At 62.3% G+C, this 26,089-nt stretch carries 22 protein-coding genes and 2 pseudogenes; 14 read left to right on the top strand and 10 right to left on the bottom strand.

Annotated features, from left to right (window positions below; genetic code table 11):
• Positions 1-15 precede the first annotated feature (15 nt).
• The gene (gene nhaA / locus CQ041_RS02500) at positions 16-1,191 is read left to right on the top strand and encodes a Na+/H+ antiporter NhaA (protein WP_105520540.1); all 1,176 of its coding nucleotides are present in this window, start codon (positions 16-18) and stop codon (positions 1,189-1,191) included.
• 65 nt (positions 1,192-1,256) lie between these two features.
• Here the strand turns inward: nhaA and CQ041_RS02495 are convergent, their stop codons facing one another.
• The 6 genes from CQ041_RS02495 to dinG all read right to left on the bottom strand — a co-directional run bounded on the left by CQ041_RS02495 (position 1,257) and on the right by dinG (position 9,658).
• A complete protein-coding gene (locus CQ041_RS02495) occupies positions 1,257-1,721 on the bottom strand; it encodes a glycine zipper 2TM domain-containing protein (RefSeq protein ID WP_003231137.1) in 465 nt (154 codons plus the stop codon).
• Between the two features lie 254 nt (positions 1,722-1,975).
• Positions 1,976-2,623: a pyridoxamine 5'-phosphate oxidase gene (gene pdxH / locus CQ041_RS02490; protein WP_105520541.1), complete on the bottom strand. Its 648-nt coding sequence runs from the start codon at positions 2,621-2,623 to the stop codon at positions 1,976-1,978.
• Positions 2,624-2,650: 27 nt separating this feature from the next.
• On the bottom strand, positions 2,651-3,769 hold the full coding sequence (locus CQ041_RS02485) for an OmpA family protein (protein ID WP_105520542.1): 1,119 nt from the start codon (positions 3,767-3,769) through the stop codon (positions 2,651-2,653).
• 142 nt (positions 3,770-3,911) lie between these two features.
• Positions 3,912-5,057, bottom strand: a complete 1,146-nt coding sequence (locus CQ041_RS02480; RefSeq protein ID WP_105520963.1) for a serine hydrolase domain-containing protein — start codon at positions 5,055-5,057, stop codon at positions 3,912-3,914.
• A gap of 81 nt (positions 5,058-5,138) precedes the next feature.
• Positions 5,139-7,424 (bottom strand): beta-galactosidase, encoded by a 2,286-nt coding sequence (locus CQ041_RS02475; protein ID WP_105520543.1) that lies wholly within the window; start codon positions 7,422-7,424, stop codon positions 5,139-5,141.
• Positions 7,425-7,513: 89 nt separating this feature from the next.
• The gene (dinG, locus tag CQ041_RS02470) at positions 7,514-9,658 is read right to left on the bottom strand and encodes an ATP-dependent DNA helicase DinG (protein ID WP_105520544.1); all 2,145 of its coding nucleotides are present in this window, start codon (positions 9,656-9,658) and stop codon (positions 7,514-7,516) included.
• 99 nt (positions 9,659-9,757) lie between these two features.
• Between dinG and CQ041_RS02465 the strand changes: the two are divergent.
• A pseudogene (locus tag CQ041_RS02465) lies at positions 9,758-10,221 on the top strand (CopD family protein).
• Positions 10,222-10,322: 101 nt separating this feature from the next.
• Here CQ041_RS02465 and CQ041_RS02460 read toward each other — a convergent pair.
• Positions 10,323-11,081 carry a hypothetical protein gene (locus CQ041_RS02460; RefSeq protein WP_105520545.1) on the bottom strand — a complete coding sequence of 253 codons (759 nt, stop codon included), beginning with the start codon at positions 11,079-11,081 and terminating at the stop codon, positions 10,323-10,325.
• A gap of 143 nt (positions 11,082-11,224) precedes the next feature.
• Positions 11,225-11,917, bottom strand: a complete 693-nt coding sequence (locus CQ041_RS02455) for an OmpA family protein (protein WP_105520546.1) — start codon at positions 11,915-11,917, stop codon at positions 11,225-11,227.
• A gap of 191 nt (positions 11,918-12,108) precedes the next feature.
• Between CQ041_RS02455 and CQ041_RS02450 the strand changes: the two genes are divergently transcribed.
• Genes CQ041_RS02450 through CQ041_RS02435 form a run of 4 tightly spaced genes read left to right on the top strand, consistent with a single transcriptional unit; the run spans position 12,109 to position 13,785 of the window.
• Complete coding sequence (locus CQ041_RS02450) at positions 12,109-12,606, top strand: DUF6231 family protein (RefSeq protein ID WP_105520547.1); 498 nt, start codon at positions 12,109-12,111, stop codon at positions 12,604-12,606.
• Between the two features lie 4 nt (positions 12,607-12,610).
• Positions 12,611-13,081: a YchJ family protein gene (locus tag CQ041_RS02445; protein WP_105520548.1), complete on the top strand. Its 471-nt coding sequence runs from the start codon at positions 12,611-12,613 to the stop codon at positions 13,079-13,081.
• Between the two features lie 24 nt (positions 13,082-13,105).
• Entirely contained in the window at positions 13,106-13,588 is a 483-nt protein-coding gene (locus CQ041_RS02440) for an LEA type 2 family protein (RefSeq protein WP_105520549.1), read from the top strand.
• Positions 13,585-13,785, top strand: coding sequence for an SEC-C metal-binding domain-containing protein (locus CQ041_RS02435; RefSeq protein WP_026136698.1), 201 nt, complete (start codon positions 13,585-13,587; stop codon positions 13,783-13,785). Before CQ041_RS02440 ends, CQ041_RS02435 begins: the two co-directional genes overlap by 4 nt.
• A 142-nt stretch (positions 13,786-13,927) precedes the next feature.
• Here CQ041_RS02435 and CQ041_RS02430 read toward each other — a convergent pair whose 3' ends face one another.
• Together CQ041_RS02430 and CQ041_RS02425 are read right to left on the bottom strand one after the other, a co-directional pair.
• A complete protein-coding gene (locus CQ041_RS02430) occupies positions 13,928-15,313 on the bottom strand; it encodes an ATP-binding protein (RefSeq protein ID WP_105520550.1) in 1,386 nt (461 codons plus the stop codon).
• The gene (locus CQ041_RS02425) at positions 15,310-16,020 is read right to left on the bottom strand and encodes a response regulator (RefSeq protein WP_105520551.1); all 711 of its coding nucleotides are present in this window, start codon (positions 16,018-16,020) and stop codon (positions 15,310-15,312) included. The genes CQ041_RS02430 and CQ041_RS02425 overlap by 4 nt, the downstream gene beginning before the upstream one ends.
• 192 nt (positions 16,021-16,212) lie before the next feature.
• Here CQ041_RS02425 and CQ041_RS02420 point away from each other — a divergent pair, with 192 nt between their 5' ends.
• The 8 genes and pseudogenes from CQ041_RS02420 (at position 16,213) to CQ041_RS02385 (ending at position 26,071) form a co-directional block, all read left to right on the top strand.
• Positions 16,213-17,328 (top strand): ABC transporter substrate-binding protein, encoded by a 1,116-nt coding sequence (locus CQ041_RS02420; RefSeq protein WP_105520552.1) that lies wholly within the window; start codon positions 16,213-16,215, stop codon positions 17,326-17,328.
• 75 nt (positions 17,329-17,403) lie between these two features.
• Positions 17,404-18,462 carry an iron ABC transporter permease gene (locus CQ041_RS02415; RefSeq protein WP_105520553.1) on the top strand — a complete coding sequence of 353 codons (1,059 nt, stop codon included), beginning with the start codon at positions 17,404-17,406 and terminating at the stop codon, positions 18,460-18,462.
• Complete coding sequence (locus CQ041_RS02410; RefSeq protein ID WP_105520554.1) at positions 18,459-19,244, top strand: ABC transporter ATP-binding protein; 786 nt, start codon at positions 18,459-18,461, stop codon at positions 19,242-19,244. Before CQ041_RS02415 ends, CQ041_RS02410 begins: the two co-directional genes overlap by 4 nt.
• Positions 19,245-19,309: 65 nt before the next feature.
• A pseudogene (locus tag CQ041_RS02405) lies at positions 19,310-19,642 on the top strand (glutathione binding-like protein); the annotation flags it as partial.
• A gap of 218 nt (positions 19,643-19,860) precedes the next feature.
• Positions 19,861-22,302, top strand: coding sequence for a penicillin acylase family protein (locus tag CQ041_RS02400; protein ID WP_105520555.1), 2,442 nt, complete (start codon positions 19,861-19,863; stop codon positions 22,300-22,302).
• A 124-nt stretch (positions 22,303-22,426) separates the two neighbouring features.
• Positions 22,427-23,431 (top strand): ligase-associated DNA damage response exonuclease, encoded by a 1,005-nt coding sequence (locus CQ041_RS02395; RefSeq protein ID WP_105520556.1) that lies wholly within the window; start codon positions 22,427-22,429, stop codon positions 23,429-23,431.
• Entirely contained in the window at positions 23,428-25,062 is a 1,635-nt protein-coding gene (locus CQ041_RS02390; protein ID WP_105520557.1) for an ATP-dependent DNA ligase, read from the top strand. Before CQ041_RS02395 ends, CQ041_RS02390 begins: the two co-directional genes overlap by 4 nt.
• A 229-nt stretch (positions 25,063-25,291) precedes the next feature.
• Entirely contained in the window at positions 25,292-26,071 is a 780-nt protein-coding gene (locus CQ041_RS02385) for a transporter substrate-binding domain-containing protein (protein ID WP_105520558.1), read from the top strand.
• Positions 26,072-26,089: the final 18 nt, after the last annotated feature.

Below are 26,089 nucleotides of genomic sequence, written 5' to 3'. Positions count from 1 at the left end.
ATTGGAGAGCATCCCTTGGCTCTGCGTAGCACGTTCACCCGTTTCTTCCAGCTGGAAGCCGCCAGCGGTCTGTTGTTGATCGCGGCGGCTGCGTTGGCGCTGATCATCAATAATTCCCCCCTGTCACACCTGTACGGCGCCTTTCTGGACGTACCGGTGGTGGCACAGATTGGCGCGCTGAAAATCGACAAGCCGGCCCTGCTGTGGATCAACGATGGCCTGATGGCGTTGTTTTTCCTGCTGATCGGCCTGGAGGTCAAGCGCGAGTTGCTCGACGGCCACCTGTCCAAGCCTTCGCAAGTGGTGCTGCCAGGAGCTGCTGCTATTGGCGGCATGGTGGTGCCAGCGTTGATCTATTGGGCAATCAACAAGGACTACCCGGCCGCGCTGTCCGGCTGGGCAATCCCGATGGCCACCGACATCGCCTTCGCCCTCGGCGTCCTGGCCCTGCTGGGCAAGCGCGTGCCGGTGTCGCTGAAGCTGTTTCTGATGACCCTGGCGATCATTGACGACCTCGGCGCGATCATTGTGATTGCAGTGTTTTATTCTGCCGATCTCTCCGGCGCCGCACTGGCCGGTGCCGGTGCCTGCCTGGTGGCCTTGATCGCGATGAACCGCCTGGGCGTGATCAAGCTGGCGCCTTACCTGATTGTCGGTTTGATCCTGTGGGTGTGCGTACTCAAGAGCGGCGTGCATGCCACCCTTGCCGGCGTGACACTGGCATTCTGCATCCCGATGCGCACCAAGAATGCCGAGCCGTCGCCACTGCTCACGCTGGAGCACGCCCTGCACCCCTGGGTGGCGTACGCCATCCTGCCACTGTTCGCCTTCGCCAATGCTGGCGTGTCCCTGACCGGCGTCAGCCTGGAAAGCTTCACCCACCACGTGCCACTGGGCATCGCTGCGGGCCTGTTGATCGGTAAGACTATCGGCGTGTTCGGCCTAACCTGGCTCGCCATCAAGACTGGCCTCGCCGCCCTGCCCTCAGGCGCCAACTGGGGCCAGGTATTTGGCGTGGCGATCCTGTGCGGCATCGGCTTCACCATGAGCCTGTTTGTCGGCTCACTCGCGTTTGTGCCGGGCGCCAGTGAGTTCGCCGGAGAGGACCGCATGGGCATCCTGACCGGCTCGATTCTGGCGGCGTTTATCGGCTATGCGGTGACGGCAATGGCGAGTCGTAAAAAAGCCTGATCTGCACAACGCAAAAACCCCAACCGGTCACCCGGTTGGGGTTTTTTCGTTTCTACGACTGACGCTTAGCGAGTCACGCGGCTCGTACCATCAACCGTCATGATGCGCACACGGTCACCGATGCGGAAGATTTCATTCTCCTGCACGGCCTGCACATAGGCACGGGTGCTGCCATCGTCTTCACGCACGGTGATTTCCACACCCTGGGTGCGGGTCAGGCCTTCTTCGGTGGCCGAACCCAACAGGCCGCCAGCGACGGCACCGATCACGGCAGTGACAATACTGCCACGGCCACCGCCGATGGCGCTGCCACCCACGCCACCAATGACAGCACCGGCAGCGCCGCCGATTGGGGTCTTGGTGCCTTCGATTTTCACTGGACGCAGGGATTCGATGGTACCCATGCGGACGGTTTGTACACGACGCGCTTCGTCACGGGAGTACGAGTCGCCGGTCAGACTCGAAGCGCAGCCACCCAGCAGCAGTGACAGGGTGGTAAAGCAGGCAACCAGTAAAACGGACTTACGCATAGCATCAACTCCAAAGGACAGGTGGTCATTAAACGCTGCAGCGTGGCGCCTGTCACGGCACGCACTGCAGAAAATTGTTTTCATTCAGCCCAAGTACAGGCTGCCAGCAGCCGAAAGGTCGGCGGGCAGTGCCTCGATGCAGGGGACGACTGTCTCATCATTGTAGCTGCCCAGCCGCACGCAACCGCCGTCTCTGCACTATAGAGACGTCGGCACGCGGGACAACATTCAGGTGAGCTGACGAAAGGTGACGCTCAGGGAGCCAGACGCTCACGCGTCCATTCGCCGCCTTGCAGGCGATAGTTCAAGCGATCGTGCAAGCGGCTGGTGCGGCCCTGCCAGAATTCCATGCGCTCGGGCAGCAGGCGATATCCACCCCAATGCTCGGGGCAGTCGGGCTGGGTATCGCTGAAACGCTGCTCGGTGGCTTTGAGCAAATCTTGCAGCTCCTCGCGGTCACGGATGACCTTGCTCTGCGGCGACGCCCAAGCGCCCAGGCGACTGCCCAGCGGGCGAACCTGGTAATAAGCGTCCGACTCTTCAGGCGTGACCTTGACCACCCGACCTTCGATGCGCACCTGGCGCTCCAGGGTCGGCCAGAAGAAAGTCATGGCCGCAAACGGCCGCGCCGCGAGCTGCTCGCCCTTGGCACTCTGATAGTTGGTGAAGAAGGTAAAGCCCTGTGCATCCAGGCCTTTGAGCAGCAGGATGCGGCAGTGCGGGCGACCGTCTGCGTCGACCGTCGCCAAGGTCATGGCATTGGCCTCCACCGGTGGCTGCTCGGTCTTCACCGCGTCAGCGAACCACTGGTGAAACAACGTGAACGGCTCAGCCGGAGCCTGGGCTTCGGTCAAACCATCCCGTGTGTAGTCACGGCGCATATCGGCCAGTGCCTGGGTCATGCGGCTTTATCCTTCTGGTTCAGCAGATCAGTTTTTCGCCTGCTCGCTGGTCACTGCCTTGGCCTTGGTGGCCGCTGGCTTTTTGGCAGCTGGCTTGGCCGGGGCTTTCTTGGCAGCTGGCTTGGCGGCGGCTTTCTTCGCGGCAGGCGCCTTTTTCGCCGGGGCTTTGGCGGCCGGCGCCGGGGCAGGTGCAGCTTGCACCGCGACCATTTCCACCGGCGGCACCTTGCCCGAATTGTACTTGCTCAGCAGCGCCAACATCGTTGTACGCTGAGTGAACATAATTTCCATGCGACGGTTCAGCGCACGGCCCTGGGTGCTGTCGTTGGCGGCACGTGGCATCAGGTCGCCCATGCCGCGCAGCATCAGGCGGTCCTGCTTCAGGCCGCTGAGGCTGAAAATGGAGGCGATGGATTGCGCGCGCTCACGGCTCAGGGCCTGGCTTGCCGGCGCAGTGCCAGTGGCGTCAACGTGGCCGAGCACCAGGACGGCGGTTTTCGGGTCGGCTTCGACAGCCTTGGCCACGCGCGTGAACGGACCCAGGGTTACCGGCAGCAGCATCGATGGACGCTTGGGGTTGTAGGAACCGTCTACCGGCGCAATCACCACCAGGACGTTATCGCGACGTTCCAGCTGCAGGTTGCTGTCCTTGATTGCAGAGCGCAGGCGCGGCTCATAGTCGTCCAGCCAGGCCTGAGTGATCTTCGGATCAGGCATTGGCACGTTGCTCACATCGACCTTGGCCAACGGTTTTGGCTTGCTTTCGAATGGCCACCACCAGTGGCTTTCAGTATCAGACTTGGCGACCGCCGGGGCCGGTTCGGCCGCTTTGAGATCGGCTTTCAGGTCAGCCTTGGCGTCGGCAGTTTTTTCGTCGCTGCTCTTGGAGGAAAACGGCCACCAGCTGGAACCGGAATCCGCCTTGGCGGCTGGCGCGGCAGCAGCAGTGACAGGTGCAGCGGGCTTGGCGCCGGCGGCAGGTTTGGCATCCGGCTTGGCGTCAGTCTTGGTCACCGTGTCCTGGGTCGCGGTCTTGTCCGACCCGAAGGACCACCAATGCCCGCCTTCGGCATCATTTTGTGGAGTTTGTGCGCAGCCAGTAATGGTGAGGCAAAGTGCCAGTGCCAAGGACTTGTTCGATAACATGATATATCCACAAAATGAGAAAAACCGGAGGATCTGGATGACCCGTTACACAGACGCTTGGAGAAGAATAAAGTTACAAACTTTCCCGCAGCACCTTCTTATAGTTGCCTTTGTAACAAAAAAACGTGAAACAGCAAGGGGTTTACAGACAACCGGCCAATATTCCGACCAACTTCTGCGCACGGGGGTCCATAAGTACATAAGGCCCCAATGTATTAGTCACGAAACCAAACGCTACATCATGTTCCGGATCTGCAAACCCCACCGAACCGCCTGCGCCGGGATGCCCAAACGCACGTGGGCCAAGGCCGAACGTGGCATTGGGCAATTGTGGTTGGTCCAACATGCAGCCCAGGCCGAAGCGGGTTTGCGTCAATAAGGTTTTATCCTGGCCAATACTGTGTTCGCGGGTGAGTTCTTCGAGCATGTCGCTTTCCAGCAAACTACCGTCCAACAAACCGCTGTAAAAACCAGCCAGGCTGCGTGCATTACCGTGACCATTTGCCGCCGGCTGCTGCATGCGTCGCCATTCAGGCTTATTAGTGCTGGTCAGAATAGACGGCGGGTTGGCAAATGCCCGGGTCGTCATGGCCGTGGGTTCACGCATCATGACTTGCAATAAACGTTGTGCCGCTTCGTCGCCCATGTTGCCTTTACTGCGCGCTATATGGGCAACGCGATAAAACTCTTCGTCTGCAAGTCCCACGTGGAAATCCAGCCCAAGCGGCTTCGCCACCCGCGCCACGATGGACTCCCCCGGTCCGCGCCCGTCGGCACGACGCAGCAGTTCGCCTACCAACCAGCCGTAAGTGATCGCCTCATAGCCGTGGCCTTGACCGGGTGTCCACCAAGGCGCTTCTGCGGCCAGGGTGTCGACCATCCGTTGCCAGTCGTAAAGCGCTTCGATGGGCAGCATCTCGCGGATTGCCGGCAACCCGGCCTGGTGGCACAGCAACTGGCGCAGGGTGACGGCCTCTTTGCCGGCCGCTGCGAATTCCGGCCAGTAATTGGCCAACGGCGCATCCAGTTGCAGTTTGCCCTCCGCCACCAGTTGCAAGGCCGTGACGGCGGTGAAGGTCTTGGTGCAGGAGAACAGGTTGACGATGGTGTCGCTGTGCCAGGCCTCGGCCCCGTCCTTGTCGGCAGTGCCGGCCCAGAGGTCGACGACCGTTTGCCCGCCAACCTGGATGCACAGCCCGGCGCCACGCTCTTGCGGGTCATCGAACAACGCGGCAAAGGCTTCGCGTACCGCTTCGAACTGGAGCTCGTAATGACCCTGAATCTGCACCGGAGCGCCCTCGAAAAACATCGAAAAAGTGGCCGACATTGTTCCAGCCCTTGTAGCTTTTGTGAACCCGTCAGCCCTTAATCAATGCCCATTTCCAGCGTGCCCGCCGGCATGTCCAGCGCCTTTGCCGTCATGCCCGCTGCCGCCATGGGTGTTTTCACGCACGGCGCCGGGCGTCGTGGCCTTTTGTGCCTCCTTGCCCAATTGATCGACGGCCGCCAGGTTGCTTTTACGCACGCTGTCGACAAATCCCTGGTACGGCACATCAGTGATGCCGACCAAGCCGAAATGGCCGTTTTCACCGTCCAGCAATCGACCGGTCACCGGTTGATCCAGGTACTGGAACCAGTGCACGCCGACAATCGACGGCTCGGCCATGGCCTGCTTGAGGAAGTTGCCGTAGGCAGCACCGCGATCCTCTTCCCGCGCCAGTTGCGTCACACCGCCCCAGAACGGGCCACGGTCGGCGGAGCCGAAGTTGAACTCGGTGATCAATACCGGCTTGTCCAGCGCGCGCAGGGCAGCGAAGTCATAACCGTCCTGAGGCTTGAGGGTGTACATGTTGAAGCTCAGCACGTCGCAGTATTGCGCGCAGGATGCCACGGCTTCCGGCGTGCTCACTGCATAGCGGCCACCCAGTAGCATCTGGTTGGGCGCATGCCACTTGAGCGAGTCGGAGATGGTCTTGAAGTAGGCATCGGCGAAGGTCTTCTGGAAATACTTGAAGTCCGCTTCGATTTCCGGGTGCTCGGCATTCGGCATGGGCGGTTCGAAGCCTGGGTCTTCCATCAACTCCCAGCCTGCCAGCTCGATACCCCAGGCTTTAGACAGCCCCTGTTCATTACGGTATTTGTCGCGCAATTGCTTGAGGAACGCGCGCTTGGCCGGCACGTCGGTGGTCATGCGCAAGGTGCCGTAGGCCAGTGCATAGCGGGATTTTGGATCATCGCCGGGGCCGGCCCAGGCCAGTTCATTGTCGGCAAAGAAACCGACCAGCCACGGATCATCACGGTGATCGCGGGCGGCAATGGCCACTGCGCGTTCGGTCGCCATGGCAAAGCGCGGGTCGAACGGGTCGGGCATGCCGCCCCACCAATCGGTGCCGGTGCTGATGCTGGCGTAGTCGCCGACGATCGACAGCGGCAAGGTGTAGGGCACGCGGTCAGCGGTGGCCAGGTCTTCGTCACTCCAGTTGCCCACGGTGTTGAAGCCCCAGGCCTGCAGGCGGTCGAGGGTGTGGGTGACCCAGCGTTTATGGTCAAAACCTTCGCCTGCGTAGGTGCGCTGCAGGTTGGCACCGTAGAAATCGTACCAGCGCCCCGCCCCGAAGCTGCGGCCCTCGCCCGCACCGTTGCCCGTGCGGTTGTCGCCGCTGCCGTAGTACTTGTCGAACGGCTCGCCGGTCTTCGGCAGCGCGCCGAACATCCATTCGCGGTGGGCCACGTAGGTCTGGCTGTTATCCGCAGCCACGGTATTGACCCCCAGCGAATAGAACGGGTGGCCTTCCGGCGTCACCAGGTACCAACGTCCGTCACGCTTTTCGGTGCGGAAGAAACCGCTGGCGTCGAACGCGGGGCCTTTGTTCCAGCCGCCGTATTGGTCCAGCGCGGATTTATCCCGCGTCGCCAACCAGCCCTGCAATTGTTGCTGCTCGCGGGCAGCGGCGGCCTTGAGCTGTTCGTCGTTGCTGACTTTTTCCGGCCAGCGCGCGCGGGTGGATTGGCCGTAGGCGTCGACCAGTTCGCTGTAGGCGGCCTTCAACACCGGCTCACTGTCCTGCACGCCAAAGCGCTCCAGCAGGATACTTTGGGCGGCAGCGGGCTTGATCATCGATACGGTGACCGAAGCTACCTGGCTGCGGTCGATCTCGCCGAAACTGCCGGCCAACAGGACGCGCTGGCCGTCGACGGTGATCGGCATCGGCGGGCCGGCCTTCATGCCCTGGCTCAACGGCGAGTTGGCTTGCAGCGGAACGAGCAGGGTCTGGGCCGGGCCGGCCGGCAGGTCGATGCGGCTGACCAGGGTCTTGCCATCTGTACTCTGCACCTTGACGTAGAGGGTCAACGCCCAATCCATCGCGCTCTGGATGCGCAAGCTCATGGCACTGGATTGGGACCAGTCCCATACGCCACTTTGCGGGCTGAGCACCAGGCTTGGCTCGGCGGCCGGGTTGAACGTGATGCGACGCAGCACTTCGCCTTCGGCGGTTTGTTCGGCGTTGTATTGGGGCAGGCTGGCGTCCTGAGTCGCCACCTTGACCACATCGGCAGGCCGGACGAAGTTGAACAGGGTCTGTTGCCCGGCAGGCGCGGCCATCAGAGGCGCGGCAAACAGCAGGGCAAATAGAGCAGGCAGCGTGGGAATCATACGAACAAGGTTCTCCCGGACGGCCGATGAAAGGCCTGGTGAAATACAGTGAGATAGACCACGAAGTGGGCGAATTCGCCCACGGTGGCTCAAGAAATTTCGCGCCTGAACGGCGGCAGCGCATTAAGGATAGCCTTGCCATAGCGCTGGGTGACCAGGCGGCGGTCGAGCAACGTGATGGTGCCCCGGTCCTGTTCGGTACGCAGCAAGCGTCCGCAGGCCTGCACCAGCTTCAGGGAGGCGTCGGGCACGGAGATTTCCATGAACGGATTGCCGCCCCGCGCCTCGATCCATTCGGCCAGTGCTGCTTCCACCGGATCATCCGGCACCGAGAACGGGATCTTGGCAATCACCACGTGTTCGCAGTAGGCGCCAGGCAAGTCCACACCTTCGGCGAAACTGGCAAGCCCGAACAACACGCTGGAATCACCGCCGTCCACCCGCGCCTTGTGCTTGTTGAGGGTTTCCTGCTTGGACAGGTTGCCCTGGATGAACACCTGTTTGCGCCAGTCGCGGTCCAGGCCGTCGAACACGTCCTGCATCTGCTTGCGTGACGAGAACAGCACCAGGGTGCCTTTCGAGCCTTCGACCAGGTCCGGCAGGTCGCGGATGATTGCCGCAGTGTGCGCCGCCGCGTCCCGCGGATCGGCCTTGAGGTCCGGCACCCGCAGCACGCCCGCATCGGCATGGTGGAACGGGCTCGGTACGACCGCCGTGACCGCCTTTTTTGGCAGGCCGGCGCGCATGCGGAAGCGGTCGAAGGTGCCCAGGGCAGTCAGCGTCGCCGACGTCACCAGGCAGCCATAGGCGACGTTCCACAAGTTGCGGCGCAGCATTTCGGCCGCGAGGATCGGGCTGGCGTTAACTTCGATATCAAACAGCGCGCCGCTTTCAGCCAGGGTCAGCCAACGGGCCATGGGCGGGTTGTCTTCCGGGTCTTCGACAGTGAAGGCGGTCCACAACTCCCAGTTACCCTGGGCACGGGAGAGCAGGCTGCCGAACAGTGGGTACCATTCCTCGGCCTGGTTGCTGGCGATGCCGATGTTGACCTCGCCGTCCATGCCTTCCTTGAGCAGGTCGGTGAGGCGTGTAAACACGTCGGTCAGGCGTGAAAAACCCTTCTTCAACTCGATGCCCATTTCGCGCATGTGCTCGGGAATCAGGCCACCGACGAAGCGGTGACGCGGCCGCTCACGGCCTTCCACGTCTTCACCGGGCTTGAAGTCGGCGACCTGCTCGCAGGCGCTGAACATGAATTGCTGCTGGGTCTTGATCTCCCGCGCCAGCTCCGGCACCTGCTCGATCAACTTGCCCAAGTCGCCGGGCAGCGGGTGCTGGGCCAGCAACTTGGTGAGGTTCTTGGCGGTGGACTCCAGCCAGTCGGCGGTCGAGCGCAGGCGCGTGTAATGGGCAAAGTGGCCGATGGCCTTGTCCGGCAGGTGGTGGCCTTCGTCGAACACGTAGAGGGTGTCACGCGGGTCTGGCAGCACCGCGCCGCCGCCCAGGGCCAGGTCGGCCAGCACCATGTCGTGGTTGGTGACGATCACGTCGACCTTGCCCATGCCTTCGCGAGCCTTGTAGAAGGCGCACTGGCCGAAGTTGGGGCAATGGCGATTGGTGCACTGGCTGTGGTCGGTGGTCAGGCGGGCCCAGTCGGAATCTTCCAGGGCAGTGGGCCAGCTATCGCGGTCACCGTCCCATTTATTGCCGGCCAGCTTCTCGATCATGCTGGTAAACAGCTTCTGGCTGGCCTCATCGACTTCGATCTTGAAGCCTTCTTCTTCGAACAGCTGGGCGGTGGCAGTTTGCGCGTGGCCTTCCTGCAGCAGCACGTCGAGCTTGGACAGGCACATGTAGCGGCCACGGCCCTTGGCCAGGGCAAAGGTGAAATTCAGACCGCTGTTGCGCATCAGGTCGGGCAGGTCTTTGTAGACGATCTGCTCTTGCAGGGCGACGGTGGCGGTGGCGATCACCAGGCGCTTGCCGGCGGCCTTGGCGGTGGGGATCGCGGCCAGGCTGTAGGCCACGGTCTTGCCCGTACCGGTGCCGGCCTCGACGGCAACGACCGCAGGCTCACCTTCGCGGCGGCCTTCGTCGTCGGTGTCGATATCCCCGAGGACCTTGGCCACTTCGGCGATCATCAGGCGTTGGCCGTAGCGCGGTTTCAAGCTCTTGGCTTCGAGAAAACGCGAATAGGCGCCCTGGATCGTGGTTTTGAGTTCAGTGCTGATCATGGATAGTCGGGCGCAAAAAACGCTGGATAAATTTTCAGTGGTTCGGATCGGCCGCTATCATACCCCGCTAATTAATCCCGCGCAGAACGGAGTACCACAATGACCGCGTTTAGCCTCGCCTACACCCTGCATGTATTGGCCGCCCTGATCTGGGTCGGCGGTATGTTTTTCGCCTGGATGATCCTGCGCCCCGCCGCTGGGGCGGCACTTGAGGGGCCTGCCCGGCTCACTTTGTGGACGAATGTGTTTCAACGTTTTTTTGTGTGGGTGTGGGTCGCGGTGGCGATTTTGCCGATCAGCGGCGTAGGCCTGCTGCAGCTGCGCTTCAACGGGTTTGAGACCGCGCCACGTTATGTGCAGGTGATGATGGCTTGTATGTGGTGATGACCGCGCTGTTTATCCGCGTCCAGGCGTTGAAACTGCCGGAATTGCGCGCAGCGGTCGCGGCGTCGGATTGGCCGGCGGGGGTGGCGGTGCTGGGGCAGATTCGCCGACTGGTGGGCATTAACCTGATTGTGGGGTTGGTGGTGGTGGCGATTGCTTCGGCTCGGCCGATGTTCTGAGGCGGGCTTTAGTCCGCTATCGGGGGCAAGCCCCCTCCCACAGTTGGAATGCAGTCCAATTGTGGAAGGGGGCTTGCCCCGATGGCGTCAGACCAGGCAATTCAAAGCCGCTGGATGGTCACAGTCCCCGCAGGCCCAGCCGGCCCCGGCTGCCCTTCCAAGCCTGGACGGCCTTTCTCGCCGCCATCGGCCCGGTACACCAGGCAGCCCTTGGACTGACCACCACGCCCAGGCTTGCCCGCTGTGCCGGCCAAGCCACCGGCACCGCCATCGACCCAGACCTTGATCTGCTCCGCCGGGAAGTCTTGCGGCAACTCGACCCGCACTTGCGCTCCCGCCGCACCGGGCAAGCCGTCGCCGCCGTTATCGCCGTTGGCACCCCGGCCGGCCGAGCCCCAGGTGCAACCCGGGTCTTCGCCATTCGCACCATCTAGCCCGGCATAGCCCTGGGCACCGGCGCCGCCACGGGCATCCACCGACAACTCTTCCGCTACCAGCGAATGGATACGCAAGGTCAGGTCACGCCCGGCCTTGGCCGGTTTTTCGTGGGTGCCCGGCGCACCGCGCGAGGTGATCTGACTGCCGTGGTCCAACTGCGCATGCCGTACCTGCAATTGCAAACCCGTACTGCCGGGAACGATGGCGATACGCGCATCGCGGCCCAGGTGCAGTTCATCTACCGTCACTTGGCTGATGGTGGAAGGAATCAGCAAGGTGCCGTAATCCGCCACGTCCAGGCGCTCCAGTTGCAACACGCTGGTGCTGCTGGGCAAGCGCATCAACGAATTGGTTTCAACACTGACGGTCTGGGCCAGGGCAATCGGGCTGACCAGCAGGGCCAACAGTAAAACCTTACGCATCATGGGGCTCCTGAACACATTCAAATTTTTCTTTGGACGCACAGTAACGACTTCCACAGGCGATTTGCCAGTGAAGGTTCAAAAAACTTGAGCCAGGAGGGTTGCCGGCAATGCCCCTGTGGAGCCCACAGGGGCAAGGGCTGTCAGCGGTTGATCTGGATTTCCGTGCGACGGTTGAGGGCGCGGCCATCAGCAGTCTTGTTGTCGGCGACCGGCTGGCTTTCGCCCGCGCCCGTGACCGATACAAAGTTGCTGCGTGGCACACCGGATTGGATCAGGTACTCCGTCACCGAATGGGCACGCTTGTCTGAAAGCCGCTGGTTGTAGGCATCTTTGCCGACACTGTCGGTATGCCCGGTCACACGCAACTGGGCACTCGGTGCTTCCTGTTTCAGGCGCGTGGCAATGGTGTTGAGGCTGGTCTTGTCGGCAGGCGTCAATCTGGCCGAGTCGAACTCGAAGTGAACGTCACGAATCACGATGGTTTCTTCCTTCACCACAATGACTTCCTCGACCACTGCAGCCACGACTGGCGGGCAACCGTCAGCATCCACCTGCACACCTTTTGGCGTGCCCGGGCACTTGTCGCGGCTGTCCGGCACGCCATCGCCATCCTCATCGCCATCGCCATGCACCCAGCAATAGGCGCCGGCCAGGCCGCCCACCAGCAAGGCACCGCCACCCGCCCATGATGAGCTTTCGGTGGCACCCAATGCCGCGCCCGTCACACCGCCCAGGGCGGCGCAGGTGGGCCAATCGGTTTTTTGCAAACCTGCGCAACCTGTCAATACTCCGGTTAGCAGAACCAAGGGTAGAGCTGTCCGCATGATGCTCATCTGATTTCTCCTGAGGGGATCGGCGAGGGGCCGATGGGTGGAGTAAAGACGGCTCTTTTCATCTACGCCACTGCGCCGATCCCCCGTATTCATTGGGGATGATCAAAGAACGCTGGCTTTTCGCAATTGTGCGCTCTAGGCCCGCAGGCTCAGCCGCGCTAGTCTCTACGGTCCTGATGTGAGGATCTCCGATGACCGCTGGTATTTCCGACCGTACCCCCCAGCAAGCCCTGGCCGCCCTGCTCGACCTGCACCGGCCCAAGCGCCTGCTGTTGCTGGGCGCCAGCCAGTTCCCGGCGCTGGACGCTTTCCAGGCGGCGCACCCCGACACCCAGGTATGCGCTGCGCCTCCCGGGCCGCTGCCGGCAGAACTGGCGGCGCAGCGTTTCGACCTGGCGCTGGTGGTCGATTGCCTGGAGCACCTGTCAAAACCCCAAGGCCTGACCCTGCTCGGCGGCATCCGCAACCTCAACGCCAGCCGCATTGCCGTCTGCGTGGACCTGGGCGCCTGCGACTGGAAAGACACCGACTTCTTTTCCCTGGCCCTGCAGGCCGGCGAGCGTTTCCAGCGCGATGGACAGGTGCTGACGCTGTTTACCTACGATCTGCTTGACTATAAACAGGTACCGGACTGGCTCAACGCCCGGTTCTGGGCCAACCCGGAAAATTTTGGCAAGTATTGGTGGTAACCCAATGAGTACATCCATTTGCCCCTGCGGCAGTGGCAACCTGCTGGATGCCTGCTGCGGCCCTTATCACGCAGGCCACCCGGCACCCTGCGCCACCGCGCTGATGCGCTCGCGCTACAGCGCCTATGTGCTGGGCCTGGTCGACTACCTGGTGACGACCACCCTGCCCGCGCAACAGGCTGGCCTGGACCGTGATGCCATCGGCGCCTGGAGCGCCCAGAGCACCTGGCTGGGGCTGGAAGTGGAAAGCTCCGAAGTGTTCGGCGGCCAGCCGGAGCACGCGTTCGTGACGTTTACCGCCCGCTGGCATGACAGCACCGGCGAACATAGCCACCGCGAACAGTCTTCTTTCGTACAGAATGACGGGCGCTGGTACTTCATCGATCCGACCGTGGAGGTGAAGGCTGGACGCAACGATGCGTGCCTGTGCGGCAGCGGGCAGAAATTCAAGAAGTGTTGTTCCAGCTACCTATAACCCCCACCCCACAGGACAGACGCCATGCTCCGGATGTACAGCTTGATGCTGGCGTTAACCTTCGGCCTGACCGGTTGCGCGTCGTGGTTCGAGGACGATTCGCCGCCGCCCCACGTCTCTCTGGTCAAGGTCGAAGTGGTACGGGCCAAGATGCTCGAGCAGAAATTCAAGCTGTTCTTTCGCGTCGACAACCGCGACGATTCGGACCTGACGGTGCGTGGCCTGATCTACAAGATCACCCTCGACAGGCTGGTGCTCACCGAGGGCGAGTCCAACGAATGGCTGACCGTGCCGCCACACGGGCATGCGTTTTTCCGGATTTCGGTACGTACCAACCTCTGGCCGCAGATACGCGATGTGGTGCGCCTGCTGAAAAATCCCGACCGGCCTGTGCCGTATCGCCTCGAAGGTGAGCTCAAAACCGGATTATTCATCGGTTATGACGTGCAGGTCGCCCACAATGGCGAGATAATCCCCGGCGATTTTATTCCGGAGCAACATCGATGACTCAGCAACCCCATGTCCATGGTCCTGACTGCAACCACGATCACGATCACCATGATCACGACCACGGCCATGTCCACGGCCCGAACTGCGGCCACGCTCATCAGGAGCCGGTGCGCAATGCGTTGAAGGACGTAGGCCGCAACGACCCATGCCCATGCGGCAGCGCAAAGAAATTCAAGAAGTGCCACGGGGCCTGATGCCACGCTGAAGATCCAGTTGTGAGCAGGCTGGTGTAGGAGCGAGCTTGCTCGCGAAGGCGGTGTATCAGCCACTTATCCAGTGGCTGACACTCAGTATTCGCGGGCAAGCACACTCCCACATTCAAAGTGCACCTCACATTCAGGATTTGCGTTGAAATCGCAGCTCCACTTCAAGCCCCCCGCCTTCCCGATTACGCACACTCAACTGCCCGTCATGCGCCCTGGCAATGGTGTGAGCGATGCTCAAACCCAAGCCATACCCGCCGGTCTCGGCATTGCGTGAACCTTCCACCCGATAAAACGGTTCCAGCACCTGCTCTAGGTGTTCCTGGGGAATCCCTGGCCCACGGTCGCTGATGACGATTCTCAGGCAATCGACATGATCCTCCACCTGCATCACCACCTCACGGCCATAACGCACCGCGTTTTCCAGCAGGTTCTGCACGCAGCGTTTAAGACTGCGGGCATACCCCGGCAAGGGCTGCGTTGCCCGCCCCTCAATCATCACCGTTTCCCCTACGTCCTGCAGGTCTGCCTGCAAGCTCTGGAGCAACGCGTTGATGTCGATATTCTGCCGGGCCTCGTTGATCTCGCCACTGCTGACAAAATCCAGGGTGCTGGACACCATGTGTTCCATCTCTTCCAGATCGCTGCGAAAACGCTCACGTGTACGCGTGTCATCGAGCATCTCGGTGCGCAGGCGCAAGCGTGTGATGGGTGAGCGCAAGTCGTGGGAAATTGCCGCGAGAAAACGCGTGCGTTCGGCGATATTGGCGATCAACCGCTGTTGCATGGCGTTGAATGCCTGGGCGGCGCGACGGACCTCGGTAGGACCGTCCTCCGACAGCGGTGGGCGCTGGATATTCCGGCCCAGCGCTTCGGCCGCTTCAGCCAAGGCCTTGAGCGGACGAATCGCCAAGCGCACCGCCACCAGCGCGATCACCACGAGCACCAGCACCCTGAGCAGATAAATACGCATGACATAGTCAAACAGCACATCCAGCGGCGACGTGCTGGTCCAGCCCTGTGCTTCGCTGGCATTCACCTGCAACCAGCGCCCGTCCGGCAGGCGCAGATCAATGAGGAATTGTCCGACCACCGGCTTGGAGCCCAGCAAGGTCGAAAGCCCGGCAGCCTGCCCTTCGCCATCCACCACGGCCAGGCGCAACAGCTGCAGGGTCTGGGAGTAACCGGTTTTCTCCGACAGCACCTGGTTGATCAATCGCTCGGTAGGCCGGTCACTGTCGCGCAGGCTGCTGGGCACGCTGCTGGCCTGGTCGCTCAGGGTCAGGCGAAAGTCCGGCGCGTCGAGCATCGTGATCAGCAACTCGGCCCGGGCCGGGTCGCTGTGTACCAGGCGTACCACGTCCGCCAGGCGCGTGGCGATCAGCCGCGCGGGGATCTCCAGCACCTGGCCGTGGCGCCGGTCGTACCACACGCTGCTGGTCAGGGCCTGCGCGGCGAGCATGCCGCTGACCAGGATCAACACCAGCCGCCCGAACAGCGAACGCGGCAGTATTCTCACGAGTGCAGCACCACGTCATCGGCAGTGAGCATGTAACCCTCGTTACGCACGGTCTTGATCAGCCCCGCCGGCAATTGCGAGCGCAAGCGGCTGACGCAGACGTCGATGGAGCGGTCGAACGGCGTGCTGTCCTTGTCGAATACGTGGTTGAGCAGAAAGTCGCGGCTCAGCGGTCGGTTGGGGTGCTGCAACAGCAGGCGCAGCACGCGGTAATCCGAGTTGCCCAGGCTCACCACCACGCCCTGGGGCGAAAGCAATTGCCGCGCGCGGGTGTCGAGTTGCCAGCCGGCAAACCCAATGCTCGGTGCCTCGTCCAAACGTGCCCGGTCGGGAAAACTCTGCACCCGGCGCAGCACCGCCTTGATCCGTACCAGCAATTCACGGGGGTCGAACGGTTTGGGCAGGTAATCGTCGGCGCCCATCTCCAGGCCGACGATACGGTCGATCAGCGAGCCCTTTGCGGTCAGCATCACCACCGGGGTCGTGGCGTTCACCCGTAACTCGCGACACAGGCTCAGGCCATCCTCGCCGGGCAGCATCACGTCCAGCACGATCAGGTCGATGACATTCATTTCCAGGCGCCGGCGCATCTCCTTGCCATCCGCGGCGGTGGACACCTGGAAACCGGCGTCGCTCAAGTACTCGCCGAGCAATTGGCGGATTTGCGGGTCGTCATCAACGATCAGCAGGTGGTCTTGCGTGGCCATGGGCAGTCAATCCAAAAACGGTAGAACGCAGGAAATAGCCGAAAAATCAGCCGGCGCTGCACGCAAATGTAATGGAATGTTGTGGGAAACCATAATCACGCAGCGGCGATACAAAACCAGGGCATTGCCGGCGATGTCGCTCTTTAGACTAGCCCGTCCAAATGAGAGTCATGATCAACTGGAGTGCCTGCCATGTTCAAACCCCGTCACCTGCTCAAGCTCGGCGTGCTGTTCGGCGCATTGGCGCTGGGCCACGTGGACACTGCTGCGGCCCAGCAGGTCACCGATGTCCTGGGCCGCACCGTCGAAGTGCCCGACAACGTGCAGCGCGTGGTGCTTGGCGAAGGCCGGCTGGTCTCGGCATTTGCCTTGCTGGACAAGGACGCGCCGTTCAAGCGCATCGTCGGCTGGCAGAACGATTTGCGCCTGCTGGACCAGCACACCTACAACGCCTACGTGGCGAAATTTCCCACGGTGAAAGACATCCCGTTGATCGGGCAGGCGTCGGAACAAAGCGTCAGCGCCGAGGAAATCCTCTCGCTCAAACCAGACCTAGCGGTGTTCAGCATCTCCGGGCACGGCCCCACCGAACACAGCCCGGTGGCCGATGTACTGGCCAAGGCGGGCATCCCGGTGGTGTTTGTCGATTTTCGCATCAACCCCCTTGAAGGTACCCACACCAGCCTGACCGCGCTGGGCAAGGCCCTCGGCCGGGAATCCCAGGCCAAGGCGTTCCTGGACTTTTATGACCAACACATCAACGTCATCACCGACGCGGTCGCCCGCCTGCCCGCTGGCGAACGCCCGAGCGTGTTTCTCGAACTGTTGGCCGGCGTTTGGCAGGCCCCAGGCCATACCACCGGCAAAAGCGGCATGGGCGAGCTGATTGCACTGGTGGGCGGGCGCAATATTGCGGCCGGCGTGGTCCCGGGCGCGCTGGGGGATATCAGCGTGGAGTTTGCCCTCAAGGCCGACCCGGATGTGTACGTCGCCACCGGCAACCGCCAACCAGGGCTGATCCTGGGCGCCGGCGTTGGCAACGACGAAGCCCACGCGGCACTGGAACGCGTGCTGGCGCGGCCGGAATTCGCCAACCTTCGTGCAATCCGTGAGGGCAATGCCCACGGTCTCTGGCACGATTTCTACAACTCGCCCTACAACCTGCTGGCGATTGAAGCACTGGCCAAATGGGTGCACCCGCAGCTGTTCGCCAACGTGGACCCGCAGGCCACCGTGGAGCAAATCAACGCGCAATTCCTGGGGATGCCATTGCAGGGCGCCTATTGGGTCGACAGCACGCCCAAGTAAGGTTTATCGCCCTGTAGGAAATCCAGCCAGCTTTTACCTTTGGATCCTCTTCGCCTTCAAGATTGTGGGAAACACATGACCACTCAAACCCTCGACCTCGCCAGCGCGACCCATGGCTATCGCCGACTGCTGGCAAGGCGTGCCTGGCTGCTGGGGCTGCTCGGCAGCGCACTGGTCTGCGCAATCCTCGTCGACCTGGCCAGCGGCCCGTCGGGCATGGGCCTGCTGGCCTTGCTCGATGGCATCCTGCACCCGTCCCATTTGAGCGCCACCGACCAGGTGATCGTCTGGAACGTGCGCCTGCCCTACGCGCTGATGGCCGTGCTGGTGGGCTGTGCGCTGTCACTGGCCGGCGCAGAGATGCAGGCGATCCTGAACAACCCGCTGGCCAGCCCATTTACGCTCGGGGTGTCGTCGGCGGCGGCATTGGGCGCGTCCCTGGTGATTGTGTTTCCGGTGACCACGACGTGGCTGTCGGCCAATACGGCGATCTCCCTGTCAGCCTTTATCTTCGCGGCGGCCTCGGTATTTTTGCTGCAAGCCATGTCACGCCTGCGCGGCGCCGGCGTCGAAAGCCTGGTGCTGTTCGGCATCGCCCTGGTATTCAGCTGCAACGCCGTGGTGGCGCTCCTGCAACTGGTCGCCACCGAAGACGTGTTGCAACAACTGGTGTTCTGGACCCTGGGCAGTGTGACCCGGGCCAACTGGGACAAGCTCGGTATCCTGGCTCTGGTGGTCGCAACAGTGCTGCCGTTTTCCTTCACCGCCGCCCCGCGCCTGACGTTGCTGCGCATGGGTGAAGACCGCGCGCAAAGCTTTGGCGTGGACGTGAAGCGCCTGCGGTTTTTCTCGCTGCTGCGCATCAGCTTGCTGTCCGCCACCGCCGTGGCCTTTGTCGGCACGATCGGTTTCATCGGCCTGGTGGGTCCGCATATCGCGCGGATTCTGGTCGGCGAAGACCAGCGCTTCCTGCTGCCGGCCAGCGCCTTGACCGGCGCCTTGCTGCTGTCGCTGTCGTCGATTGCCAGCAAGCTGATCATGCCCGGCGTGATCGTGCCGGTGGGCATCGTCACCGCGCTGGTGGGCGTGCCGATCTTTGTCGTGCTGGTGTTCAAACGTGGGAGGCAGTCATGAGTGAAGGGTTGAGCATCCTCAACGCCCATGTGAGTTATGGGCGTCGCCAGATTGTGCATGACCTGAGCCTGCCCACCCTGCCCCACGGCAGCCTCACCGCGCTGATCGGCCCGAACGGCGCCGGCAAGTCCACCTTGCTGCGCGCCGTGGCCGGGTTGGAAAAGATGCACGGCGTAGTAAGACTTGGCGACCTTGAGCTGTCAGCCATGTCCGTGCCCGACCGCGCGCGGCGCGTCACCTACATGCCGCAAAACCTGCCACCGGGCCTGAGCCTGAGCGTGATGGAAAGCGTGATCGCCGCCTTGCGCGTGGCCAATGTGGACGGCATTCCAATGTCCAGCGATGCGTGCCTGCGTGAAGCCTTTGGCGCGTTGCAACGCATCGGCATTGCCCACCTCGCCGACCAGCTGTTGAGCACCTTGTCGGGCGGCCAGCGCCAACTGGTCAGCCTGGCCCAACTCATCGCCCGTCGTCCGCAAGTGATGCTGCTGGATGAGCCCACCAGTGCCCTCGACCTCAACTACCAGCTCAAGGTCATGGACTGCGTCCGCAGCCTGGTGCGCGAACACCAATTGATCGCCGTGGTGGTCCTGCACGACATCAACCTGGCCGCGCGCTTCGCTGACCATATTGCAGTGCTGCGCCAGGGACGCCTGTACGCCAGCGGCGCAGCAGATGAGGTGCTCGACCCGACGCTGTTCGCCGAGGTCTATGGGGTGCAGGTGCGCATCGAGCGCTGTTCGCAGCAGTCGTTGCAGGTGCTGGTGGATGGCGCCGTGTAGTTCGCTGCTAAGGCTATGCCTAAATAGTTGATTGAATTTTCGCGCCCCGAACGTCACCTATACCTATGGGCGGTTTAGGCCCAATGGCCGGGCAGAATCATCACTTCAGCCAGTTCGCACCGGAGAAAATCCCGTATGCGATCAAGCGTTATGTGGAGGAGACCGCGCGGCTTTACGGCGTGCTGGACCGACGCCTGGCGGACCGACCGTTCGTTGCCGGTGAGGCCTTCAGCATTGCCGACATGGCGATCTACCCATGGATCGTTTCCCACAAGTGGCAGAGCCAGCGCCTGGAAGATTTCCCACACGTGCATCGCTGGTTCAACAGCATCAAGGAACGTCCAGCGACCGTGCGGGCGTATGAGCTGGTGCAGAAAGTGAACCCGCCAACATCCTGAACCTAGACCCTTTGGGGTCTAAAGGTGGGAGCGGGCTAGCGGTGGTTCAGAACCCCATGCGTTGACTGACACGCCGCTATCGCGGGCCAGCCCGCTCCTACATTTATCTGCGCAAGTCTCAAGTTCTCATGCTTATCCAAAAACTCCCGCTTGCGTCGTTTCGCCGCGCTCACTAACGTAGCGCCTTTACTGACGCTACCCCCCGCAGGAGCTTTGCCATGGCCTCGCCAGCCCTTTCACATTTTCTTCCCCGGTTCGGCGTTGCCGCGGCAGTGGCCAGTGCGTTGAGCCTGGCCGGTTGCCAGCTCCAGAGCACCCAGGACACCCTGCCTCCCGTTGCCGGCGTGCAGCCGCTCAAGGGCCTGGCGCAGAATGTTTCCGTGCGCCGCAATGCCCAGGGCATGCCGCTGATCGAAAGCAACACGTTCCACGACGCCCTGTTCAGCCTCGGTTATGTGCACGCCAGTGACCGCATCACCCAAATGGTCACCCTGCGTCTGCTGGCCCAGGGCCGGCTGGCGGAAATGTCGGGCGCCGACGTGCTCGATGTCGACCGTTTCATGCGCGCGGTCAACCTGAAAAAAAGCGCCGCCGAGCTGTACAACGCGTCAAGCCCGCGCCTCAAGCGCTTCTTTGAAGTGTATGCGCGCGGCGTCAACGCCTACCTGTTCCGCTACCACGACAAACTGCCGGCAGACCTGGCCCAGACCGGCTACAAGCCCGAGTACTGGAAGCCGGAGGACTCGGCGCTGCTGTTCTGCCTGCTGAATTTCAGCGAATCGGCCAACCTGCAGGAAGAAATCGCCTCCCTGGTGCTGGCGCAGAAAGTCGGCGTCGACAAACTGGCCTGGCTCACCCCGAGCGCGCCGGATGAAGCGATCCCGCTGGGTGAAGCCGACAAGCTCAAGGGTGTGAACCTGAGCCAGATCACCGGCCTCGCCGGGCTGGACGCGGTGAGCCAGCAGTTGAGCAGCCTCAACGCGCTGGCAGTGACCACCTCCAGCAACTGGGCGATCGGCCCGCAACGCAGCCGCAGTGGCAAAAGCCTGTTGGCCAACGACCTCGCCGCCCAGCCACACGCTCCATCGCCGTGGAACTACGTGCAGATCCGCGCGCCGAAATACCAGGCCGTGGGTGCCTCGATTGCCGGCCTGCCGACGTTGCTGTCCGGCTTCAACGGCAACGTTGCGTGGAGCGTGAGCACGGTCAAGGGCGACACCCAGGACCTGTTCCTGGAAAAAGTCCGACGCCAAGGCAGCGCGCTGTACTACGAGAGCAACGGCAAATGGCTCCCCGCCACTGTGCGTAACGAAACCTTCTTCGTCAAAGGCCAACGCTCGATACGCGAAGTGGTCTACGAAACCCGCCACGGCGCCCTGCTCAACAGCAGCCAGGCACTGACCAGCGGCCTTGGCCTGGCGCTGCAAACCGCCGACTTCAAGGACGACAAGAGCCTTGATGCGTTCTTCGACCTGTCCCGTGCGCAAAACGCCGGCAAGGCCTCGGACGCAACCCGGGAAATCCGCGCCATCGCGTTGAACCTGGTGTTTGCCGACGCCACCAACATCGGCTGGCAAGTCACCGGCCGCTTCCCCAACCGCCGCGAAGGCGAAGGCCTGCTGCCGTCGCCGGGCTGGGACACGCGTTTCGACTGGGATGGCTATGCCGACGCGATGCTGCACCCCTACGACCAGGATCCGGTCCAGGGCTGGGTCGGCACCGCCAACCAACGCACCGCACCGCGCGGTTATGGCATGCAACTGTCCAACTCCTGGGACGCGCCGGAGCGCAGCGAGCGCCTGGCTCAACTGGCCAATGCAGGCAAACATGACACCCGCAGCATCATCGCGATGCAGTACGACCAGACCACTCCATTTGCGGCCAAGCTCAAGACCATGTTCCAGGCGCCGGGCATGGCCCAGCCGCTGAAACAGGCGATCGATGCGCTGCCGGCCGCTGAACAGGCCAAGGCTCGGGAGGCGTTCAATCGCCTGATGGCTTTCGACGGCCGCCTGGCAGCAACATCCGCTGACGCGGCGATCTATGAGCTGTTCCTGCAGGAAAGCACCAAGCAGATCTTCCTCGACGAATTGGGCCCGGAAAACAGTGCAAGCTGGAAGGCGTTCGTCAGCAACGCCAGCCTCTCCTACGCCGCCCAGGCCGACCACTTGCTGGGGCGTGAAGACAGCCCGTTCTGGGATGACGTGCGTACAGCGCAGAAAGAAGACAAACCGGCGATCCTGGCCCGGAGCCTGGCCGCCGCCATCACCGCCGGCGACAGCCAGTTGGGTGCGGACCACAAGGCCTGGCAATGGGGCAAGTTGCACACCACCACCTGGAAGAACAGCAACGGCCAAGTCATCCGTGGCCCGCTGGCCTCCGGGGGTGACCACAACACCCTCAACCCATCGCCTTACCACTGGGGCCAGGATTTCAACACGACGCAGACGTCGGCGCTGCGCATGATCGTCGACTTCGGCCAAGTCGAACCCATGACCGGCCAGGGTGGCATCGGCCAGTCCGGCAACCCGGCCAGCCCGAACTATGCCAATGGCATCGACCCGTCGCTCAAGGCGCAATACCTGAGCTTCCCGATGCAGCCGCAGAACTTCGAGAAGGTGTATGGGAAAGCCAGGTTGACCCTTACACCCGGCAAGTAGCTGAAGAAACCGGCACCAACTGTGGGAGGGGGGCCCTTCCACAGTTGGCCCTCATGCAATCAGATAGAACTTCTCAAGTCCTACTTCCCTCCTACCTGATAAGCCCATTGCCCCCGGCACGCCCATGGACCTTGTCATCGCCCGCCCCGAAGGCCTCTACTGCCCCGCCGGAGACTTCTACATCGACCCCTGGCGCCCGGTGGAACGTGCGGTGATCACCCATGCCCACGGCGACCACGCCCGCACCGGCAACACTCATTATTTAGCGGCGGCCCCCGGCGAAGGCATCCTGCGCTCACGCCTCGGCCAGGACATCAACCTGCAAACCCTGGCCTACGGCGAACGCGTGAATCATCACGGCGTGACCTTGAGTTTCCACCCGGCCGGGCATGTGCTCGGCTCGGCCCAGGTGCGCCTTGAATACCAGGGCGAAGTCTGGGTGGCGTCCGGCGACTACAAGATTGAACCTGACGGCACCTGTGCGCCCTTCGAGCCGGTGCGTTGCCACACGTTTATCACCGAATCCACGTTCGGCCTGCCGATCTACCGCTGGCAACCCCAGGCGCAGATCTTCGCCGGGATCAATGACTGGTGGCAGACCAACATCGCCGCCGGCAAGGCCAGCGTGTTGTTCTGTTACTCCTTCGGCAAGGCCCAGCGGATCCTGCATGGCATCGACGCCAGCATCGGCCCGATCCTCAGCCATGGCGCGGTCGAACCCTTGAACCGGGTGTACCGCGAAGCCGGCGTCTACATTCCTGAAACCCTCTACGCCGGTGATATCCAGAAAAACGATCCCCTGCTGCGCCAGGCGCTGATCATCGCCCCACCCTCCGCCGGCGGCAGTAGTTGGATCAAGCGCTTCGGCGATTACAGCGATGCGTTCGCCAGCGGCTGGATGCGCCTGCGCGGCACCCGTCGGCGGCGCGGCGTGGACCGGGGCTTCGTGCTGTCGGACCACGCAGACTGGCCTGGCCTGTTATGGGCCATCGAGCAAACCGGCGCCGAGCGGGTGATGGTCACCCATGGGTCGGTCGGCGTGTTGGTGCGTCACCTGCGGGAAAAAGGCCTGGATGCCCAAGGCTTCACCACCGAATACGGTGACGACGAAGAGGAGGCCGGCACATGAAAGCGTTTGCCGAACTGTACGCCAACCTCGACGCCACCACCTCCAGCAACGCCAAGCTTGCCGCGCTGCAAGCCTATTTCCGCGAGGCCCCCCCGGCCGATGCGGCATGGGCGGTGTATTTCCTCTCCGGCGGGCGCCCTCGCCAACTGGTGCCGACGCGGTTGCTGCGGGACATGGCCACCGAGGCCTCGGGCATCGAAGCGTGGTTGTTTGAAGAAAGCTACCAATCAGTGGGCGACCTGGCCGAGACCATTTCCCTACTATTACCCGAATCGCCCTACACCTCGGAAGACGGCCTGGCCGTGTGGCTGGAAGAAAAACTCCTGCCCCTGCGCGGCCTGCCGCCCCTGGAATTGGCCGAGCGCCTGCCGGCGCTGTGGGCGCAACTGGATCAACCGAGCCTGATGGTGTGCATCAAGCTGATCACCGGCAGTTTTCGCGTGGGGGTTTCCAAGTTGCTGGTCACTCGCGCCCTCGCCGCGATGGCGGGCTTGGACAGCAAACGCGTGGCCCAGCGACTGGTGGGCTACACCGATCTGTCCAATCGTCCTACGGCGGAACGCTACCTCAAACTGATCGCCGCGGAATCGGCTGACGAACATGCGCAACGAGGCGGACAACCCTATCCGTTCTTTCTGGCGCACGGGTTGTCGCAACCTGTGGAGCAATTCGAGGCCATGCTCGGAGCCCCCGCGGACTGGCAGGTGGAATGGAAATGGGACGGTATTCGCGCACAACTGGTCAAGCGAGAGGGCCGGCTGTGGGTCTGGTCCCGGGGTGAAGAATTGGTCACCGAACGTTTCCCCGAGCTCCACAGCCTGGTCAGCGGCTTGCCCGACGGCACGGTGATCGACGGGGAAATCGTGGTGTGGAAAGACGCGGTGCAACCCTTCGCGTTGCTGCAACAGCGAATCGGGCGCAAGACCCTCGGCAAGAAAGTGCTCGAGGATGCGCCAGTTGCCGTGCTCGCCTACGACCTGCTGGAACATCAGGGCGACGACTGGCGCAACCGCCCCCAGGCCGAGCGTAGGACTCAGCTTGAACAGGTCATCGAACAGTGCGACCAGCCCGTGCTCCGGGCCTCACCGCTGCTGACCGGCATCAGTTGGCAGGACCTCGCCGAGCAACGCGAAGCGTCCCGCAGCCTGGGCGTGGAAGGCATGATGCTCAAGGACCGCAAGGGCCTCTACGGTGTGGGCCGCACCAAGGACATGGGCCTGTGGTGGAAATGGAAAGTCGACCCGTTCAGCGTCGATGCCGTACTGATCTACGCCCAGCGCGGCCACGGCCGGCGCGCCAGCCTCTATAGCGATTACACCTTCGCCGTGTGGGACGGCCCACCTGGCAGCGAGCGCACCCTGGTGCCATTCGCCAAGGCCTATTCAGGCCTGACCGACGAGGAAATGCGCAAGGTCGACGCCATTGTGCGCAAGACCACAGTGGAAAAATTCGGTCCGGTCAGCAGCGTCACGCCGAGCATGGTGTTTGAGTTGGGCTTCGAAGGGATTGCCCTCTCCAAGCGGCACAAGAGTGGGATTGCGGTGCGGTTTCCACGGATGTTGCGCTGGCGGCAGGATAAGGCGGTGGAGGAAGCCGACAGCTTGGCCACACTGCAAGACCTGCTGACCTGAACACACACCCGCTCCCGCATTTTGCTCATCGCCAGATCCAAAATGGTGCACTGGATTTTCAGTGCCCGCTTCCGGTCACCTCCTACAGTCATATCTCTAGATTCCTACCTGTTAAAACGAACTTTCGGAACTATGGTGCAGAAATTGCTACCAGTGATGCGTCTGACACCGTTCAGTAACAGTCCTAAATGCGCCACAAGCGCTTATCTTGGTTTCCAGGGATTACCTAATGAAAAAAGCATTGCTGACCCTTTCTGCACTGGCTCTGTGCATGGCCGCCGGTTCCGCGCTGGCCAAGGAATACAAGGAATTGCGTTTTGGTGTCGATCCGTCCTACGCGCCGTTCGAATCCAAAGCGGCCGATGGCAGCCTGGTAGGCTTCGATATCGACCTGGGCAATGCCATCTGTACCGAGCTGAAGGTGAAGTGCAAGTGGGTCGAAAGTGACTTCGACGGCATGATTCCAGGCCTCAAGGCCAACAAGTTCGACGGCGTGATTTCGTCCATGACCGTGACCCCGGTGCGTGAAAAAGCCATCGACTTCTCCAACGAGCTGTTCTCCGGCCCGACCTCGCTGGTGTTCAAGAAAGGTGCGGGCTTCTCCACCCCGGAATCCCTCAAGGGCAAGTCCGTGGGCTACGAGCAAGGCACCATCCAGGAAGCCTACGCCAAGGCTGTGCTGGATAAAGCCGGGGTGACCACCAAGGCCTACGCCAACCAGGACCAGGTCTACGCCGACCTGACCTCCGGCCGCCTCGACGCCTCCGTGCAAGACATGCTGCAAGCCGAGCTGGGCTTTTTGAAGTCGCCTGCCGGTGCCGGGTATGAAGTGGGCGCCGCTATCGACGACCCCTTGCTGCCGTCGAAAACCGCGATCGGTATCAAACAAGGTAACACTGAGCTGAAGGCCCTCCTGGATAAAGGTATCAAAGCGTTACACGATGATGGCACCTACGCCACCATCCAGAAGAAACACTTTGGCGATCTGAACCTGTACAGCGGCAAGTAATGCCCGGAGCGCCCCTGC

It is taken from the genome of Pseudomonas sp. MYb60, assembly GCF_002979555.1.
Taxonomy (GTDB): Bacteria; Pseudomonadota; Gammaproteobacteria; order Pseudomonadales; family Pseudomonadaceae; genus Aquipseudomonas.
The sequence above is the reverse complement of the archived record's forward strand: the minus strand, read 5'-3'. Positions and strand labels throughout refer to the sequence as shown.